The 17,853-nt window shown below is 59.4% G+C and carries 11 protein-coding genes and 9 pseudogenes; 5 read left to right on the top strand and 15 right to left on the bottom strand.

Annotated elements, in window-relative coordinates; translation table 11 throughout:
• Positions 1 to 8: 8 nt before the first annotated feature.
• The 8 genes and pseudogenes from B9Z03_RS11665 to B9Z03_RS30255 form a co-directional block, all read right to left on the bottom strand.
• Positions 9 to 1,106, bottom strand: a complete 1,098-nt coding sequence (locus B9Z03_RS11665) for a DegT/DnrJ/EryC1/StrS family aminotransferase (RefSeq protein WP_085464357.1) — start codon at positions 1,104 to 1,106, stop codon at positions 9 to 11.
• Positions 1,106 to 1,864 carry a WxcM-like domain-containing protein gene (locus B9Z03_RS11660; RefSeq protein WP_085464356.1) on the bottom strand — a complete coding sequence of 253 codons (759 nt, stop codon included), beginning with the start codon at positions 1,862 to 1,864 and terminating at the stop codon, positions 1,106 to 1,108. The genes B9Z03_RS11665 and B9Z03_RS11660 overlap by 1 nt, the downstream gene beginning before the upstream one ends.
• Entirely contained in the window at positions 1,861 to 2,424 is a 564-nt protein-coding gene (locus B9Z03_RS11655) for a GNAT family N-acetyltransferase (protein WP_085464355.1), read from the bottom strand. The genes B9Z03_RS11660 and B9Z03_RS11655 overlap by 4 nt, the downstream gene beginning before the upstream one ends.
• A 27-nt stretch (positions 2,425 to 2,451) precedes the next feature.
• Entirely contained in the window at positions 2,452 to 2,820 is a 369-nt protein-coding gene (locus tag B9Z03_RS11650; protein ID WP_210191367.1) for a MarR family EPS-associated transcriptional regulator, read from the bottom strand.
• A gap of 561 nt (positions 2,821 to 3,381) precedes the next feature.
• Positions 3,382 to 3,765: pseudogene (locus B9Z03_RS11645) on the bottom strand (IS110 family transposase); the annotation flags it as partial.
• Positions 3,766 to 4,002: 237 nt separating this feature from the next.
• Positions 4,003 to 4,358 (bottom strand): annotated as a pseudogene (locus B9Z03_RS11640) (integrase core domain-containing protein); the annotation flags it as partial.
• Positions 4,359 to 4,381: 23 nt separating this feature from the next.
• Positions 4,382 to 5,120, bottom strand: a pseudogene (locus tag B9Z03_RS11635) (IS5 family transposase).
• A 64-nt stretch (positions 5,121 to 5,184) separates the two neighbouring features.
• Positions 5,185 to 5,696 (bottom strand): annotated as a pseudogene (locus tag B9Z03_RS30255) (IS3 family transposase); the annotation flags it as partial.
• Positions 5,697 to 5,758: 62 nt separating this feature from the next.
• On the opposite strand from B9Z03_RS30255, the pseudogene B9Z03_RS30630 reads away from it, so the two are divergent.
• Positions 5,759 to 6,807 (top strand): annotated as a pseudogene (locus B9Z03_RS30630) (IS110 family transposase).
• A 102-nt stretch (positions 6,808 to 6,909) separates the two neighbouring features.
• Here the strand turns inward: B9Z03_RS30630 and B9Z03_RS30250 are convergent.
• Together B9Z03_RS30250 and B9Z03_RS30245 are read right to left on the bottom strand one after the other, a co-directional pair.
• A complete protein-coding gene (locus B9Z03_RS30250) occupies positions 6,910 to 7,173 on the bottom strand; it encodes a hydantoinase B/oxoprolinase family protein (protein ID WP_244561720.1) in 264 nt (87 codons plus the stop codon).
• Positions 7,174 to 7,229: 56 nt separating this feature from the next.
• Positions 7,230 to 7,473 (bottom strand): annotated as a pseudogene (locus tag B9Z03_RS30245) (transposase); the annotation flags it as partial.
• 669 nt (positions 7,474 to 8,142) lie between these two features.
• On the opposite strand from B9Z03_RS30245, the gene galE reads away from it, so the two are divergent.
• Positions 8,143 to 9,126 carry a UDP-glucose 4-epimerase GalE gene (gene galE / locus B9Z03_RS11615; protein ID WP_085464352.1) on the top strand — a complete coding sequence of 328 codons (984 nt, stop codon included), beginning with the start codon at positions 8,143 to 8,145 and terminating at the stop codon, positions 9,124 to 9,126.
• A 97-nt stretch (positions 9,127 to 9,223) separates the two neighbouring features.
• Here the strand turns inward: galE and B9Z03_RS11610 are convergent, their stop codons facing one another.
• Positions 9,224 to 10,546: a sugar transferase gene (locus B9Z03_RS11610; RefSeq protein WP_085464351.1), complete on the bottom strand. Its 1,323-nt coding sequence runs from the start codon at positions 10,544 to 10,546 to the stop codon at positions 9,224 to 9,226.
• Positions 10,547 to 10,645: 99 nt separating this feature from the next.
• Positions 10,646 to 11,077: a VanZ family protein gene (locus tag B9Z03_RS11605; protein WP_085464350.1), complete on the bottom strand. Its 432-nt coding sequence runs from the start codon at positions 11,075 to 11,077 to the stop codon at positions 10,646 to 10,648.
• A gap of 1,025 nt (positions 11,078 to 12,102) precedes the next feature.
• Here B9Z03_RS11605 and B9Z03_RS30240 point away from each other — a divergent pair.
• Positions 12,103 to 12,687: pseudogene (locus B9Z03_RS30240) on the top strand (helix-turn-helix domain-containing protein); the annotation flags it as partial.
• Between the two features lie 826 nt (positions 12,688 to 13,513).
• Here B9Z03_RS30240 and B9Z03_RS11600 read toward each other — a convergent pair.
• A pseudogene (locus B9Z03_RS11600) lies at positions 13,514 to 14,414 on the bottom strand (transposase).
• Between the two features lie 60 nt (positions 14,415 to 14,474).
• On the opposite strand from B9Z03_RS11600, the pseudogene B9Z03_RS29375 reads away from it, so the two are divergent.
• A pseudogene (locus B9Z03_RS29375) lies at positions 14,475 to 14,760 on the top strand (ISL3 family transposase); the annotation flags it as partial.
• Between the two features lie 363 nt (positions 14,761 to 15,123).
• On the opposite strand, the gene B9Z03_RS11595 reads toward B9Z03_RS29375, so the two are convergent.
• Positions 15,124 to 15,378 carry a hypothetical protein gene (locus tag B9Z03_RS11595; RefSeq protein ID WP_085464349.1) on the bottom strand — a complete coding sequence of 85 codons (255 nt, stop codon included), beginning with the start codon at positions 15,376 to 15,378 and terminating at the stop codon, positions 15,124 to 15,126.
• 96 nt (positions 15,379 to 15,474) lie between these two features.
• On the opposite strand from B9Z03_RS11595, the gene B9Z03_RS11590 reads away from it, so the two are divergent.
• Positions 15,475 to 15,771, top strand: a complete 297-nt coding sequence (locus tag B9Z03_RS11590; protein ID WP_085464348.1) for a hypothetical protein — start codon at positions 15,475 to 15,477, stop codon at positions 15,769 to 15,771.
• A 148-nt stretch (positions 15,772 to 15,919) separates the two neighbouring features.
• On the opposite strand, the gene B9Z03_RS11585 is transcribed toward B9Z03_RS11590, so the two are convergent.
• On the bottom strand, positions 15,920 to 17,659 hold the full coding sequence (locus B9Z03_RS11585) for a relaxase/mobilization nuclease domain-containing protein (protein WP_085464347.1): 1,740 nt from the start codon (positions 17,657 to 17,659) through the stop codon (positions 15,920 to 15,922).
• Positions 17,660 to 17,853 lie beyond the last annotated feature (194 nt).

Genomic DNA, 17,853 nt, shown 5'->3' with positions numbered 1-17,853 from the left:
ATATGCGATCAAGCCACGCCTGAAACTGCCTTGCACACGGTTTCAGCTTGCTTCAGGTCTAGATGGGGCCCCATCGGCAAGCTCAGAACCTCGTTCGCGAGCGTCCGCGCAAGCGGGAATGTGTTAGGCGAATGGCCAAGTGCTGCATAGGCCGCCTGCATATGAGGCGGAATCGGGTAGTGGATAAGGGTTCCCACCCCCTCTCGCGTTAGGCGGTTCTGGAGCCTTTCGCGGTTCTCCGATCTGACGACATATAGGTGCCAAACAGGATCCGCCCATTTAGGCACATAGGGAAGGATTAGGCCAATATCCTTCAGACGCTCATTGTAGAACGCTGCGATGGTGCGGCGGCGCACCGTCCAAGCATCCAGATGCTGAAGCTTTGCGCGCAGGACAGCTGCTTGGATCGGATCAAGGCGCGAGTTCACCCCCTGCTCGTCGTTGACATATTTCACCCTGCTGCCGTAATTTCGCAGAACACTGATCCGCTCTGCTAGATCGGCCTGGTTGGTCGTTATCGCACCGCCGTCCCCAAGAGCGCCGAGGTTCTTGCCTGGATAGAAGCTCCAACACACCACATCACTGTGAGCGCCAATGCGCTGCCCCTTGTAGCCCGCGCCGTGCGCCTGTGCCGCATCTTCCAATACGCGCAGCCCCCGTGATCGCGCGAAAGCGAGGATCGGGTCCATGTCAGCAGGCTGGCCATAGAGGTGCACCGGCAGCAGCGCCTTCGTCGCCGGCGTGATCGCCGCCTCGATCAATTTTGGGTCAATGTTGTAGGTCGCGGGGTCTGGCTCGACTGGCACTGGCCGGGCGCCGACGGCCGACACTGCAAGCCAAGTGGCGATATAGGTGTTGGAGGGCACGATCACCTCGTCGCCCGGTCCAATCTCTAGCGCGCGAAGCGCAAGAATGAGCGCGTCAAGCCCGTTTGCCAAACCAACGGCATGTCGCGCGCCGCAATAGGCGGCCCACTCGGCCTCAAATGCCTCGACCTCCGCACCAAGAATATAACAGCCACTCTCAAGCACACGTCCTACTGCGGCGTCGATCTCAACCTTCAACTCATGGTAGGCGGCACCAACGTCCAAAAAGGGGGTCCTCATCACTTGGCCCCTAGCCGAGCGGCTAGAAATTCATCGTAGGTGCGTAGGTAATCATCGGTCTCGTAGGGCCGGGATGCGAATACGAGAAGCACGGCATCCGGGCTGTAGCGATACTGTGTGCCCCAGATCATCTCTGGCATGAACACGCCCATATCTGGCCGGTCAAGCGTTACCTCGCAACGATGACTTCCGTCATCCAGAAGAACGCGACAGGAACCGTGCAAGCATATCAGAAACTGCTGACACTTCTTGTGAGCGTGCTCTCCCCGCAATTCGACCGATGGCACATTAAAAACGGCGAAATAACGCGCCGGAGAAAACGGCATCTCTTTGCGTATCTCGCCGACGGTTACGGCGCCACGGGCGTCTTCGATCCTGCGCATCAAGTAAAGCGCGCAGTCCCCGACTTCGAGCGGCACGCTGGCCGGTCTTGAACGGTGATTGTAAATGTCTCTATCGACATGACGTGGGTCCGGGCGCCGGTCGGAAATGGCGCCATCGAGATAGCCTACGACCTGAGCCGGATTACCCTCGACGATCGCGTTTGGGGGGACCGAGCGCAGCACCACGGCGCCTGCTCGAACCCAAGCGCCTTGTCCAACAGTTATTCCTTCGCCGATAACGCATGCGGCATCCAACCTAACACCCGCACGCAGCTCGATCCCATCACCTGCGAGGACTACACGCGGCCCGATCATGACAGTCGGGTCGATTCGGGCGGTTTCGGGAATAATGCCGTCGGTCGGAAATCCGGTCATGCTCGGGGCTCGTTTTGAAGGATTGCCAGATAGGTGGCCCGGTCCGCCTCAAACCGGGTGCGCGGATAGTCGAAATGTATTTCGGATCCGAAGTGTAAGATTTCTGTCATGCCAAAGCGCCGGTAGAAGCTGATCGCGTGCTGGTTCTGGTCGTGCACTTTCAACTGCGCCAAGCTGATACCCAGCACGTCGAATCCCACACCAAACGATAGCAACGCACTTTCCACCGCCGCCTTTTGCGGCTTGTTTTGGTCGAGGATCCAACTTCCCCAGGTGAAGCGCTCTATCCCGATGTCATAAAGCCGTACCGTGCCGCACCGTGTGTCGTCGTGTCGTTCGATGATGAAATAGAGCTCTTGCCCGGCCGCCTCTCGATGCTTGTAAGCCTCGATCCATCGCTGCTGATCCAGGACCGTCCCCTCGACTGTGGACAGGTGCCGGCTATAGGCGGGATCAGTGCGCAGGCCATGCAAATAAGCAGCGTCGCCCGGATCGATCAGCCTCAGCCGCAAAGTCGGCCCTTCCACAGGGATCGAAAGTCGCTTTCGACCGTCATTCATGGAATAACCTCCGCTGATAACAGGCGATCAATATTTCTTGCCTGCAACTTCGGGCATGACCTCGTCGCCAAGCTCGTGGCGAAGCGTCTCAATCTCTGCCTTCAGTGCCTCGTATTCCGTAAATTTCCGTTTAAGGAATCTGCCAGTAATTAGTGATTTTTCTCTAATGCCTTGGGGCGTTAGCAAGTAAGCATACCGCCGCTTGTCCTCTGCTGCAGTAAAATTCCCAAGTTTCACGAAACCCTTTTCGATCAGTGCGTTTAGAACGTAGTGCATCCCACCAACGCTGACCCCTACAGCTTCCGCCAGTTCCCGTTGTGACATTTCAGGGTTGTCCTGCAGGTGGCGAAGCACGCGGAAATGCGTGTCCTCCTGAATCATATTACGCTTGCTCATTTCCAAATCTCGCAGAACACCTTGGCTTGCGCAAATCGATGTGAAGGATACTTAGCATCGTTCAGTTTCGAGCGATAGCAGACGCCGTGCACCCTTACAAGTCGCAGAATGGGTGGCACCAGGAGCTCGTGGACGACTACTTCGTCAAGAACCGCAGAAAGCTGTGTGCTAATGGAGCCGTGTATGGACGGCTCTCCGTTGCAAGGGATTTTGGAGCCTTTTGCATCTGCTGGTTGGTGCGGCCATGTAGCCGGCCTGTGGGTGCGGCCTTTCATGTGCCGCTGGCCATAATGCCATTCGCGCGTCTCAGGTCCCGATCGACAGCCCGCACTCGAAGTGCACGGCCCCAGTCGGTTTTCCTGATCCGGCGGTATCAACCAGCTTTGTGCATCAGCTCTGTCCGCCCTTTTTAACCTCGTCGGCGATCGCTCGCCTTGTCTTGTTCTATGCTATGATCGGCTCCCTGTATCGCTCGCCGCCTGTCATCAATGCCCAGACCATCCGAGCGGTCTTGTTGGCGAGCGCAACGGCTGCAACCTTGGTCGTTCGCCGGGCCATCAGCTGCACGAGCATCAACCGGACCCGGTGCAGCATCATCACGCTTTGCTGCTCGGGCGAATTCACCGGCACAAAGCGCATGGTGGGTCGGGTCACGACCTCGCAGATTGCCTCTGCGTCCGCTGCATCATTCTTTTGTCGCTTCAGATAGGGCTTTACGTACTATGCCGGCAGCAGCCGCACATCATGGCCGAGTGCGATCAGCTCGCGAGCCCAATAATGCGAGGAACTGCAGGCCTCGATCCCGACCAGGCATCGCGGCAGGCTCTCGAAGAAGGCGAGGACACGCCCTTGCGTCAACCTCCGGCGAACGACAACCTCGCCGGCCGAATCCACTGCGTGAACCTGAAATACGGACTTCGCGATATCCAGACCGATTGCCGTGATGTTGCTCGTCGTGGTGCTCCTCCAGCTCTGATCCCGCGATCATACCGCAGGGAGGAGGAGAGCCGTCCACCGCATCAACAACGGAACTAACGGGAGGCGCGCCCATCAATCTCAGGCTGCGCCAAGTGCGCCGTGCGTCGAAGCGTCAATATTCAAGTTCTTGCCTGAATGACAAGTCCGACACTGAGCTGCTCCCCGTCTTTGAATCGCCCCAGCAGAAACTTCCGAGGTGGGAGCTCATGGTGGCGCGGCCGCCGAGGAGCCTTTCATGAGCGATACCGGCGGTTTGTTGCCGATCGCGCTGTGGGGTCGGACCGCGTTGTAACGCCATTCCTCCATCTTGCCCGGGCGTCGTCAAGGCTCAGGAACCAGTGGGCGTTGAGACACTCTGCCCGGAACTTGCCGTTGAACAACTCGATGAATGCATGGTACGTGGGCTTTCTCGGCCGCGAGAAGTCGAGCTCGACACCCTTCTGGTATGCCCGCACGTCGAGGTCGCGGGAGGTGAACTCGGAGCCCTGGTCGACCTTGGTCGCGGTCGGATAGCCGATCGTCTTACAGGCAAGTTCCAAGGTCTTGACCACATCCTCGCCGCTCTAGGGTCAGGACTCATTGATCAAAGCCAGAAGATGACGGCGGCTTCGATGCAGATGGCGAGAAGAGGGTGTGGGCGCATCGGTCGTAGCGGGTTGCGATGCGCCGCCAGTCCTTGAGCTTGGCGAATAGGTTCTCGACCTTGTGGCGCTGGCGGTAGAGCGCGGTGTCGTAGGCGTACGGGACTTTGCGGCTTCGGCTCGACGGGATGCACGGTTCGATTCCTCGTGCTTCGAGTTCCTCGCGGAACCAGGCGCGGTCATAGCCGCGATCGGCCGGCGGCAATGCGCCAAGGACGAGACGGGCGCCTTTGTGGTCGCTCATCTGGCCTTCCGACAGGAGCAGGATGATTGGCCGGCCTTCACCGTCGCAAACCGTGTGAAGCTTCGAGTTCAGCCCGCCTTTTGTTCGCCCGATACGACGGGGAACATCCCCTTTTTATGCAGGCTCGCAGCCGTGCGGTGGGCTTTAAGATGCGTCGCGTCGATCATGATGCGCTCGGGCCTAGGCCCTTCGCCGGCGAGGCCGGCGAAGATGCGGTCAAAGACGCCGAGCCAACTCCAGCGGATGAAGCGGTTGTAGAGCGTCTTGTGCGGCCCGTAGCCAGCCGGCGCGTCCTTCCACTGCAGTCCGTTGCGGATCACGTAGACGATGCCGCTCACCACCCGGCGGTCATCGACACGCGGCACCCCGTGCGACAGCGGGAAGAAGGGCGAAATCCGCGCCATCTGGCGCTCGCTCAGCAGAAACAAATCACCCATCACCAGGCCTCCTGTCGGAAGCCGTGAATCACATCTCAAACCAAATTAATAGGTCCTGAGCCTAGCTGAACCGTGGATCGACCACTGGCGAGAAACGCGAAACGGTGTCGACGACGGTGAGCACACGGATCTTGCGGCCCGTCGCCAGTTGGCATGGACGAAGTCCATCGCCTAGACCTGGTTGCCCTGTGTCGCATCGGTCCGGTCCTCTCGCAGCTTCGCCTTCACCCGGCGCTTGGCCTTCGGCGGGCAATCGATTCACTGGATCGATTGCCTGTCCGCTTCAGTGTTCCGCAGCTGAAGGCCCATCTCCTTGTAAAGGCGATAGATCCGTTTCGGATTGACCACCCAGCCCTCGCGACGCAGCAGGACATGTACGCGCCGATAGCCATAACGCACCCGCGTCTGGGCGATCTCGCTGATCCTGGCTTTGAGGTCGGCCTGCTCGCCGCGCTTCGACTTGTAGTGATAGAGCGACGTATCGATCCGGAACGTCGCACAGGCCCGGCGGATAGACAACTTCCAATCCGCCCGGACCTCATCCACAAGCCGCCGCCGACGGGCAGGCCTCATAGCTAATAGGATGGTCCGCTCCGTCCGCCAGTGCGACGATAGCGATGCAGACAGGAGGAGTGATCATGACCCATCGCAAACCCACGAACGCCGCGGTCTGCGGTATCGATCTCGGCAAGAACGTCTTCCACATTGCAGGCGCCGATGCAGACGGCGCAATCATCGGCAACTGGAAGCTCCGGAGAGACACTCTCTTGCAGTTCTTCAGAGTTGCAGCGCCGGCGCTGATCGGCATGGAGGCCTGTCCGGGATCGCAGTGGCTGGCACGCCATCTGCAGGCGTTCGGACACCGAGTTCGCATCATCCCTGCGCAGTTCGTAAAGCCTTACGTGAAGTCGAACAAGAACGACGTCATCGACGCCGCGGCAATCGCGGAGGCGGTAACGCGGCCGACGATGCGCTTCGTCGAGATCAAGTCTGCCGCTCAGGCCGAGCTGCAGGCACTTCACCGAATCCGTGACCGCATGGTCGCCAACCGAACCCGGTTGGTCTGTTAGATGCGGGCGATGTGCATCGAGTTTGGCGTCGCGATCCACCAGGGCATCGGCAAGTTCAAGGCTGACATACCGCGCGTGCTGAGCAACGAGGAGAACGATCTGACGCCGATGATGCGACGGCTCCTGGCAGATCTGCTCGACGACTTACGTCGCCTCGAAGAGCGTATCGCTTCTGTGACCCGGGAGATCGAAGCCACTGCAGCCCAGGACGAACGATCCCGCCGTTTGATGACAGTACCGGGCGTCGGGCCGCTTGTGGCTACGTCGATTCTTGCCTCAGCCGGAGATGGTCGGCAGTTCCGATCGGCCCGCGACATGGCTGCATGGCTGGGGCTCGTTCCGCGCCAGCATTCGACCGGTGGGAAGCCCACCCTTCTGGGTATCAGTCGACGTGGCAATCACTATCTTCGGCGCCTGCTGATCCACGGTGCTCTATCATGTGTCATGCACCTCGATCGAAGCCGAGACCGCCTTGGTGCTTGGATCGACGGATTGCAGAAGCGAATGCACGTCAACAAGGTCGCCGTCGCGCCGGCGGCCAAGGTCGCTCGCGCGCGTGGGTAATCATCAATCGGCCGGGAGCGATCTACGAACGTCGTGACCCCGCGACAGCGTGAGTTCTCGGTCGACAGACTGAGAGGTTCGAGGAGCCGATGACGAAACAGTTGATCGGCGCACTGTAAGCTTTCCTGCCGAAAGCGTGCTCAGGCACGATCAAGTTATACAGGAACTGTGCGCGCGAATCTCATCTTGGCGTGGCTGCAATAGCAGCCCACTCGCGAGAGGCCGGATACATTTAAGCAGATATCGAACACCGCGCCGATCGGCCTGCCGTCCTGCATCAGGGGCACGGCCGACAGCCTGAGCCCCTCCTGGAAGATCTCCGAGACGTCGACCTCCATCGAACCCGGCGTCTTGCCGCCGATGTCGTTCCTGTGCGCGATCGACGCCGCCCAGGCGACGCAGCGTCCTGTGCTCCCCACGAGACCCCCAAAAGCCTTGCAAGGACGAAGCGGACCATACATTTCGGCACACGACATTCCTGCAACATGGCGTCGCCCAGCGTCAGGTCGGCGACGATCTTCTTCAGCCGGTTGTTCTCGTCTTCCAACTGGCGCATCCGCTTGACCTCGGACGGCGTCAGGCCGCCGTGGCGCTTCTTCCAGTAATAGATTGGCGTCCGAAATGCCCGGCTTGCGACACACCTCAGCGACCGCCGTGCCTTCCTCAGCCTGGCGCAGAATGAAAGGGATCTGCGCCTCCGTAAACTTCGACCTCTTCACGGAATCCTCCTTCTCCCGATACCGGGATCATAAGTGGAAAATTCCAGCTCAGAACGGTCCGGAAATCCGGATGCAGGTCACTTGCCTTCTTGAGGAACCTCGCTCGCATCCGTTCGACTTGAGCGATGTGAGGCACGCGAGGCTGTTCAGAGGTTCAAAATAGCATTCCACGATCACGAGAGAAGATAGTTCCTGGCTCAGCCAGCCAAAGCCGAACTGCACCCCTATCGCCGACCGGAACCTCAGGCGGAAGGGCTTCACGACTTTTATGCCGATGGGGAAGCATGCCAGGGCAGCCTCAAGTTGTCACCGCCATGCGCCCGCTTTTTCCGGACTACATTTTCGTGGCCTTTGATGTGGCGAGAGGCCTTGGGCGTAACGTCAAAATCGACCAAAAGAGATTGCGCGGCTGGTGAAATTCGGCAAGGAAGCAGGCGGCAGTGCCTCTTTGCCTCGGAAGCTTCTTATATCTGGCGATCAGGTGATGCAGACAAAGGGGCCGTTTGCGACTTTCGAGGCGGACGTGGATAAGATGGCGCTGGACCGGGGTGTCTTGGTCTTCGTGGAAATCAGGGGCGGCCAGACCCGCGTTGCGGGAGGAGCGGACTAAATGCGGTCGATATGAAACAAGCCGCAGGTATTAGTCTATCATTTGAAGGGGCGGTATGCATGAAGCATGTTTTGGTCACTGGCGGTGCGGGCTACATCGGTTCACATGCTTGCAAACTTCTGTTGCAGAAAGGCTACGTTCCGGTGAGCTTCGACAATCTTGTGACGGGCTGGACCAGTGCGGTGAAATTCGGTCCATTCATTCGGGGCGATCTATTGGATCGTGGCACACTGGACGCTGCCTTCGCAGAGTATGAACCCGTTGCTGTGATGCATTTCGCAGCGCTGAGCCAGGTGGGCGAGTCAACGAGAGAGCCGGGGCGCTACTGGCGCAACAACGTGCTTGGATCGCTCAACCTAGTTGAGGCAATGGTAGAGTCCGGCTGCAAACAAATGGTGTTTTCGTCGACTTGCGCGATCTATGGCGACCAAGACGGCGTTGTGCTGGATGAGCAGAGCGCGCAGATGCCACTCAGTGCCTACGGGGCGTCAAAGCGGGCTGTGGAGGAAATCCTGCGCGACTTTGGCGTGAGCCATGCGCTGAGAACGGTGGTGTTTCGGTACTTCAACGTTGCCGGCGCGGACGTTGACGCAGAAATCGGCGAATGCCACCAGCCAGAAACCCATCTGATCCCAGTGATGATCGAGGTCGCCGCTGGTGCGCGTGAGGCATTGACCATCCACGGCACGGATTATCCCACGCCGGATGGAACATGCGTGCGCGACTATGTGCATGTGATGGATCTGGTCGATGCCCACATCAAAGGTCTGGAATGGCTGCAAGAGGGCAAAGGCAGCCGGGCGTTCAACTTGGGAACAGGCACCGGCTTCTCTGTCAAAGAGGTCATCGCCGAGGGCAAAGCCGCAACAGGACATGACGTCCCTCATAACTACGGCCCGCGACGCGCGGGCGACGCCGCCGCTTTGGTGTCTGGCAGCCGGCGGGCGGCTGAGGAGCTGGGCTGGACGCCCGAGCGCTCGACACTCCAACAAATGATTGCTGATGCCTGGCGCTGGTATAGGACCGGCGGCTACTTTCGGTGATGGCCAGTTGAACCCCAATAGGCGGGCGCGATCACGTCCACAGTAATTTTGCTCGTCCCAGTCGCCATGACGAATAGGATGGGGCAACTACATGGTCTCAGCGGGCACCAATACCGCCAATCACGGTCCGCACGGTCTTCAGTATAATGAGCAGATCGAGCCAAAGCGAGAAATTCTTTATATAGTAAAAATCATAGTGAAGCTTGTCCAGAACCTCGTCGACTTCCGTGACATGGCCTTGGTTGACCTGCGCCCAACCGCTGATTCCGGGTCTGACGATATGGCGGTAGCGATAGAAGGGTAGCTCCGATTCATACCACTGCGAAAGCGGCAGAGCTTCGGGCCGCGGGCCAATAAGGCTCATCTCACCACGCAATATGTTGAACAGTTGTGGAAGTTCGTCGATGCGTGCAACGCGCAGAAAGCGGCCAATTCGTGTGACGCGCGGATCGGCCACGACCGTCTTGGCGGACTCACGGTCGGTAGGATCGATCTCACCGACGCGCATAGTCCTGAACTTAATCACCTTGATGTTTATGCCGCGATATCCACGCCTTTCCTGAATAAACAGTGCCGGACCTGGGGAGTCGATACGGATCGCAACCGCGACAATTAGCAGCAACGGCCAAATCACTACCAGTACCAATGCGGAAGCAATCCAATCCGCAGCGTGCTTCACCTTCAGATAGACCTGGTTGGGGTTCAGCGAACCGAGAGTGTTTTCCGACAGATGCTCGATTTCCAGTCGGCCCGTCAGGGATTCGCGTATCTGTTTGACATGGTGGACCGGAACTCCGTGTAGAGCGGCATCCGCAATGAACCTCTCCCACACATCATCGAGGTCTGCCCTGAGATCGACCACGATGCCGTCCAGACCGTCGAGCGCTCCAGCCGGATTTTCAATTCGGTGCCATACCACGCCGTCAAGGTCATCCAGATTGCCGGTTGCGCCAAGGGGGATGAATCCAAGCTTGAATCTCTTGTACCTGTTCTCAAGGATGCAGACCAGATACATCCAGACAATGCTTACCGCAAATCCGACGACGAAGATCGAGCGGCTATAGTCGATCCGGAACAGAAAATAGATCAGTACGGTAACGCCAAAAGACCCAGCGAAAGCCGAGCCAATATAGCTTGTGGAAAGCGTGCCCGGAAAATCGCTGAGACGTCTGTGCAGAAACCAACCGAGCACGGACGCCGCCGCTACGCCAGTCAAAGTTTGCAGATTGTTTCCAGCTGCCATTCCGGCAAACGTGTAGCCTCCCCTGACAAACGCAGGCAGGAGCGCCGCCACGGTCAAAAGCCCGATCAACTGGAACCTCAGACGTAACAGCTGGCTCAACCAATAAGGCGCCGGCTTTGTCCGCGCCTTGGTGCTCGGAGATTTTACGTGGGTTTTGATTGCGGCTTCGGAATTCATCGTTCCCAACTTTTCTGCAAAAGCTTCATTTCGCGGGGAATAAAAGAAGATCCCAGCACGCGTAGGTCACACGCATGACACGCCATCTGCCAAAGTCTTTCACTCGGTGTCCCGTGGACTGGTAATCGCGGGGGTTTGACCACCGCCATCGCCATACACATTCGGGTCACCCGCGCTCGGCCATAAGCGCCGATAGAGGAGCCAGTAGACCGAGCCGAAGACGATACCCGCCGACGACGCCACGCCATCCAGAACGGATGCCGTGCGGCCGTGAATGACCAGTTGTGCCGCCTCTATGAGAACGGCGAGCAGCACAAGCGCTGCCACGATCAGAAACGTCCGATCCCAAATAAGGAACGCGGTCAGCGCCATTACCAGAAAGGCCACAACATGAAGCCAGCCGCTGTTGATATTCGTGATGCTGAGGATCTCCCGCTGCAATTCGATACCAATGGTGACGCCATAAAGCACAAGCACCAATTCCGCCCAGAACAAGACGATCAACACCGTCCTGATGACGCCCTGCCTCATTTCGCTCGACCCGGTCAGCTCTCATCCCCTGGCCTGAGAAACGAGATTGGCGGCATGAGAAACAGTGAATGAACGCGATGTTTCGGATACGGAATGGTGTTCAAAACGCGCTGTAATTCCCGTTGCAAAAGAACTTCCTGTACTGGATTTCCGGTTTCATTATGAAAGCGATAGCCACGTTTCCAATCGGTCCCAACTTGCCAATTCTAGCGAAGTTGATTTCCGGATAGCACCCCTGAATCGACAACAATGACTCAATCTGCTACACTGAATTCAGGGTATGGGATTTTGTGACAATGCGTTTTTCTATCCAACTGCCAAATGGCAAACTGAAACTAAGAACCGAACAGCATCTGCGCACGCTCGAACGGGACCGGAAGATACCTGTGTTCAAGTTCGGCCGCCTTTATATCTCGTGGTGGAAAGCCGGAGCCGAGCGCCGGCACAGGACGGAGAGCCAGCCTTAGGCCGGCCACCTCGCTCCAATTTGTCACCCGGGTTTTCGCGAACTGGGTCGTTGACGTTTTTGGCCGGCGCCTGTCGTTTGCAAAATAACCGGCTGGCGAAATTGGCCCTGGGCGTCCGAGCCACCAGCTTAATTTCGAACCGCACCCCATGCTGAAGGTACCTATAAGGGACTGCGCCAGGGACCGCGTGAGGTGCCGTGGCGCTGCGGTGGATTGCGGCATCGTTCGGCGTCTTTGCGATACGCCGCAGCCGCCGGATCGAGTGCACTTCACAAGACCCTTTTGAGGGGCCGTCGCGATTTCCAGAGCTGCAAATCTACCATCACCTAAGTCATTGATTTCATTGCATCAACAAAAAAGCCGCTCTCTTGGGCTGCGGAAAGTCCATTTAGCGCCTCTCGAGACTCCTAAAGCCATGCAAAACTCCGATAACGCTCCAAAACGTACCAACTTAGTCGGCAATTGCTTTCACGAACTTGTGGATAAAACCGAACGATTATACCTCTGTGGGAATTCCAGTTGGCTTTGGCATGTGCGAATTTGACGGATGCTGACTAGATTTCTGTCACCTTCTCGCTAGCCGACCGACGCCAGCTGCAAGCCTTGATGCGGACCGCAAAGTGGCCCGGAAGCACGCCTGGCGGGCCGAGATTGTCCTGTTGACCGCTAAGGGAGTGGGCACCAATGAGACAATGCGTCGGACCGGAGAGTCCAAGACCTGCGTCTGGCGCTGGCAGGAACGCTTCATAGAGGAAGGCTTCGCCGGACTGTTGCTTGACAACACACAGCTGTCTCGGGCATCCGCCGGTCGAAGCGACCCACTGAACCGGTGCGATGATGGCCGAAGCGTCGGGGATCCGCGTCAGCTCGGTCCAGCACATCTGGTGGGCGCACGAACTCTAGCCGCATCGGATGCAGTAGTTCAAGCTCTCCACCGATCCCAAGTTCGTCGCCAAGCTGCGCGATGTAGTCGGGCTTTACATAGATCCGCCTGCCCACGCCATTGTGCTTTCGGTTGATGACAGGAGCCAGATGCTGGCGCTCGATCATACCCAACCCGGGCTGCAGCTAAAGAAGGGCCATGCTGGCACGATGACTCATGACTACAAGTGCAACGGCTCCACGACGCTGTTCACCGCCGTCAAGCGCGAGCACCAAGTGTTAGATTCAATCCGATAGCTCGCGACGGCTACCGCACTCCCGGTGAACAACCGGGAGCAGTTCGTACTACATCGTCACTGCGAAAAAACCGCGACTGAAATTCAATCGAACTCTGATCGAACTCGGAAAAAGCTCTTCACATAGATGACTGTTTCAGACAGCGTGAGCGACCAGATCCCTGACCTACAAGGACACGCGCCCGGCGAGACACGGGCCGATGCCCTGTCATGACCAAGACCCCATGCCGAACGCGTCATCGAAGGGAACGAAAGGGTTGGCGCAGAAAGAAAGCAACGTGTTTCGGATACGTGGCATGTGTCAAATCACCTTCACCAGATGCCGCATCCCGTTCATAATACCATGGCGATCTGGGTGTGAATGGACCAGGTTCATACACCGGCTGCGGTGGCGCGACGAACTGTCGCCGCATATGCGGAATCCACTAATGCCAAGAACCGCTAAGGTCATTGAATCCGCCTTCAAACCATTGTCTTGTCTAGACTAAATTGCTGAGTAGCATTGTCAAGTCGATAGGTCCAGTCTTGTGCAATGAGCAGAAAAATTCGTTCTCCCTCACATTGTGTAGTTCAAGCGCTCTTAGCGACGGTGTCGCTGTGGGAAGGCATGCGAACGAAATTGAAATAGTCGCTTGGCCCAGGGGTCAGGATTCTGGGTTTCGCGCGCACCGTCGGTGACGGGTGAGTAATTCAGCTGTCGGAATCGCGATCTGCATTTGTCCCGGGGCTGTGTGAGAACTCGTTACGTCTCGTGGCCGAGGACGGCTTGCGATGGAGCGTGTTAGCTCCACTCAGCCCGTTATCGCTTTGAGGGTCGAGGCAACGCCGGCAACGGCGATTGTGCGCTTGATGTTGTAGGCCAGGATCGCCAGGCTGGCTTCGGTGGAGACGTTCCTGAGGCCGCGCGTTCGGAAGTGGGTGGCGCCCATCCAGCACTTGATGGTGCCGAAGACGTGCTCGACGGTGCAGCGGCGGACCGCCATCGCGTCGGGCATCCGGATCGGTGAGCGAGACCTGCTGGTCGGGAGAGGCCTCCAATTGCCGGCCAATCTCCTCAAGTTCCCCGAGGCGCCCGCGCAGCGAAGCCAGTCGCTCGGTCAGGTGCTCGATCCGCGGCGTAGCCGGACCGGTCTCTGCACAGTCGGCATCCTCAAGCTCGGCGAGATAGCGCGCGATGCTTTCCTCGATATGGGCCTTCCGGCGCGCCAGCTTGCCTTTGGTGTAGTTCTTCTCGTGCGTGTTCACCGCGCGCAGGCGTGACCCGTCGATGGCGACCACGCCGCCGCCGACCAGGCCGAGGACGCGGCAGATGGTAACGAAGCGCTGGCACGCGATCTGTATCGCACTGGCATTGTCATGGCGGAAGTCGGCGATGGTCTTGAAGTCGGGTGCCAGCCTTCCGGTCAGCCACATCAGTTCGATGTTGCGGCCCGCCTCGCGTTTAAGCTTCCGGCTCGAGGTCAGCTGATGCAGGTATCCATAGACATAGAGCTTGAGCATCGTGCCCGGACCGTAGCCGGGCCTTTCAGTCGAGGCCGGCTGGACGCGGGCAAAGCCGTGTTCGGCCAGGTCGAGCTCGTCGACGAAGGCGTCGATCACGCGGACCGGGTTGTCTGGGTCGACATAGTCCTCAAGACACGCCGGCAGAAAGCTCGGTGGATGACGGTCGGCAGCCTCGACAAAACGTCCCATCTGGCACCTCCGAAGAAGTGCCAAATCATAGCATAATCAGGGGTTTTCACACAGCCTCGTCCCGATTGCGGTCGACGACAGGCGAGGTCGGTATGGCTGGTCAGTATCTTTGAGACTAGGGCAGGCCAGTGACGATGAAGCTCCTGCTGAGCCGCTGGCGATGCTCATATCGAAAATGTGGGCGAGAAACGTCTACTGACCAGTTGCCGATGATCGCTACTCCTTATGTGCGCCGGACGAAAAGGGTCGAGAGATTGTCGGCCTGCTCGGCCATAGCACTGGCGGCCGTCCTGGCGAGCGCTTGATGCAACGGCTCGGCATGCCGATCAGCGACAACACCATCTTGACCTGCCCCGATTTTCGGACCGTTCTGAGCTGGAATTTTCCACGTATGATCCCGGTATCAGGAGAAGGAGGATTCCGTGAAGAGTTCCAAGTTTACGGAGGCGCAGATCGCCTTAATCCTGTGACATGCCGAGGAAGGCACGACGGTCGCGGAGATACACCGCCAGGGGGCATCTCGGACGCGACGTTCTACATCTATCGACTGCTCTCCCGGGACAAGCGATTCGAGCAAGTTCCCGGCGGACTTGGGTGCCAATATCTATCCGGCATCGCCAAGAATGTCGGCGCGCTCAAATGGGTAATCCGCGCGGCGTGAGCCTCAGCATCTGGGCGGCTACATAAGGCATTATGAAAACCAGGTCCCTCACGCCCGGATCACGTCGGCGGGAACACTTCTCCGATCGTTCAACACCTCTCCGGACGCCCGCCAGGCCGCCCGGTAATACGTTCCCACCGTCAGTTTCGCGAAGATGACTTGCGCGTTCTTGTCGGCAGCCGCGACACGACGAAGCCCGAAGCGGTGCGGGCAGATGGCCGGGTTGTCCCGGCGCGTGGCCAGACATCTCATTGCCGCTGCCGTCGCCGCGCACCAAGAAATCGGCTCGGACCACGTCTTCATCGGCCGCACCGACGCGCTCCAGCCCGAGGGGACCGGCCGCCGCCCTAGACCACGCGAAAAGCAATCTCAACGAGGGCGCCGATTTCGCCTTCGTCGATGGCGTTCGCACCCGGGCCGAGCGGGTTGGCGGAACCGAAGGTCGTCTCGCTTGTGGACCGCACGGACGCAGCCGCGCCAACCCGTGCCGAATTGTTCGAGTTGGGATTTTCAGTCGTGCTCTACGCGGTGACCATGCTGCTTGCCGCGTGGATTGCGATTGAGCTAGCGCGGGCGCAACTTTCCGACATCGGGCGGGCAGAGGCGCTCGCCGGTCAAATGAGCTATGCGAAGTTCAGCGGAACCGTCGATTTCGCCCGGTTTCAAGTCTTCGCACGCGATCACGAGACCTGGTGACGTAGCCGCCTGGACTGGACCACAAGGGTTAGGATTGATTGCGTCTAGGCGGCGTCAACGGTATCCGGAATGGTTGACATGGAGGCGCCAAGCTGCCGCATATCCATCACGCACCAACCGGCCGCTTTGGGCCTGCGGCGAATAACTATTATCGTCCGAGACCTCGCTTCCGGCCGAAGCTCCAATCGACACCTGTGTCGCCGCGGGCGACGCCCGAGATATGCTGCCCGAGTTTCCTGTCGAGCGAAGGCGTCCATGGGACGAGCTGGAAGCCGAGCCCATCGTCGATCATGGCGAAGCGACCCGACGCCATAGCGAAGCGCTGGCGATATGTGCCGGCAACGACGTCTCCCGTTGCCGCCTTATTGAAGGGCCGGCCGAGTTCGGATGCCAGCTTCTCGCCGACTGCCTCGATCTCACGGCGGCGCAGCGTGTCGAGAAGCCGTTGTTCGAAGATGACCCGGCTGCCCTGGCGCTGGGCGAGGCCTTTCTCGGCCAGATGCTCGGCGCGGCGGTCGAGCGCCTCCCGCACCTCCCGGCCGAAGCCGCCCTCGCCGAGCGCCGCCGGATCGCGGGAGACGGCCTGACGGTCGAGCCATGTCGCCCCGGTTGCCGAGATCTGGTTCTCGATCGGTAGGTCCGAGCGCACGGCGATCGCTACTCTTTGCCGGCCTTGCGTGTCTTCGAACTTCCGCAGCTCGACGATCGAGCCCGGCGCGCTGTCGCCAGCCGCGTCGAGGTCTGGGAGCTTGATGTGGTGGGTGCGGCCGTCGACACCGTCGATCACCACATAGGCCGTTCCATCCAACTCGTCGTCGAGCCCACGATCGACCAAGCGCCCGATGACGGCCTGGTTTATCCGCTCGCCCGCCAGCACGAAGCTCGCGGCGCCGCGCTCGATGCCGCGCTCGGCGAGCGCACGGTGGATTCGCTTGATGACGTCGCCGCGCTCGCCCATCTGTCGCATCGTGGCTTCCGCATCATCAGACAGGAACCATTGGCTGTGGCCGACCTGATGGGCGACACCGAAGATCTCGAGGGTGCGCAACCGCCCGATCTTGAGCGCATGATAGTCGTCGGGCTGTTCGCCGGCGCGGGGGGCAAGATCGATGATGCCGCTTTTCAGGCCGTCGCGTTTGAGCTGCCGGTCGAGACTGGTCCAGCGTTCGGCCTCGATCTGGCGTTCGAGCGCGCGGCGGATGTCCTTGTCAGTGCGCGGGCCGAGCTCCTGGGTGATGAGGTCGCGCGCACGATCGCGCATACCCTCCTTGATGTAGTCGCGCGAAATCACCAGGTTCTGGCCGTCGTCGCGCACACCGCGTACGATCAGGTGGACATGCGGATGCTCGGTGTTCCAGTGATCGACCGCAACCCAGTCCAGCCTGGTGCCGAGGTCCTTCTCCATTTGACCGACGAGATCGCGGGTGAAGGATTTGAGGTCGGCCATCTCCAGCGCGTCGTCGGGCGAGACGATGAAGCGGAAATGATGACGGTCGTCCTTGCAGCGCTCGGCGAAATCCTCGGCGTCTGCATCCTCGACGCCCGGACCGAAGAGCCTCGCCTTCTCCCCATCCCGGGTCACGCCCTCGCGGCGGAGATAGGACAGGTGGTTGGGCAGATTGCCGCCGCGCAGGTTCATGCGCACGACGCGGGCCTTGATCACCGCACCGCGCGAGCGCGCCGTGAGTAGCCGGTTGGCCTGAACGGAAGCCCGTTGTCCGCGGCCGAAACGCGAGCGGTTGCCAGGACCTATCCTGCCCTGACGGGACACCGAGCCGCCGGCCTTCTGCGCGGCGGCGAGTGCCTGGGCAATGAAGGGCCGCGCGCGCTGCGCCTTGCTCGATCGGATGCGGCCAGGGCGGGCGCGGAACTCGCGTTCGTCGCTCATAGCCGAGACCCCGCACATCGCGCCAAGGTGCTGAGAACAGTGCACAAGTGCAGCTTGCGCGATGTAAGCGCTGCAAGCGCACATCGCGCAAATGACCTGCAAGTCGTTGAAATTCCATCCCCCAACCGCAGCGCACATCGCGCCCCTTTATCCTGCCCTCCCCCGGTCGTGTTCCCTGTCTCCCGCCTCTTCGC

It is taken from the genome of Mesorhizobium australicum (assembly GCF_900177325.1).
In the GTDB taxonomy this organism is placed as follows: Bacteria; Pseudomonadota; Alphaproteobacteria; order Rhizobiales; family Rhizobiaceae; genus Mesorhizobium_A; species Mesorhizobium_A australicum_A.
This window is presented reverse-complemented; position numbering and strand designations above follow the sequence as displayed.

Bases quoted from the DNA above. Each gene is read 5' to 3' on its own strand.
- B9Z03_RS11665 (WP_085464357.1), bottom strand. From the start codon at position 1,106: ATGAGGACCCCCTTTTTGGACGTTGGTGCCGCCTACCATGAGTTGAAG.
- B9Z03_RS11660 (WP_085464356.1), bottom strand. From the start codon at position 1,864: ATGACCGGATTTCCGACCGACGGCATTATTCCCGAAACCGCCCGAATC.
- B9Z03_RS11655 (WP_085464355.1), bottom strand. From the start codon at position 2,424: ATGAATGACGGTCGAAAGCGACTTTCGATCCCTGTGGAAGGGCCGACT.
- B9Z03_RS11650 (WP_210191367.1), bottom strand. From the start codon at position 2,820: ATGAGCAAGCGTAATATGATTCAGGAGGACACGCATTTCCGCGTGCTT.
- galE (WP_085464352.1), top strand. From the start codon at position 8,143: ATGAAGCATGTTTTGGTCACTGGCGGTGCGGGCTACATCGGTTCACAT.
- B9Z03_RS11610 (WP_085464351.1), bottom strand. From the start codon at position 10,546: ATGAATTCCGAAGCCGCAATCAAAACCCACGTAAAATCTCCGAGCACC.
- B9Z03_RS11605 (WP_085464350.1), bottom strand. From the start codon at position 11,077: ATGAGGCAGGGCGTCATCAGGACGGTGTTGATCGTCTTGTTCTGGGCG.
- B9Z03_RS11595 (WP_085464349.1), bottom strand. From the start codon at position 15,378: ATGAAGACGTGGTCCGAGCCGATTTCTTGGTGCGCGGCGACGGCAGCG.
- B9Z03_RS11590 (WP_085464348.1), top strand. From the start codon at position 15,475: ATGGCGTTCGCACCCGGGCCGAGCGGGTTGGCGGAACCGAAGGTCGTC.
- B9Z03_RS11585 (WP_085464347.1), bottom strand. From the start codon at position 17,659: ATGAGCGACGAACGCGAGTTCCGCGCCCGCCCTGGCCGCATCCGATCG.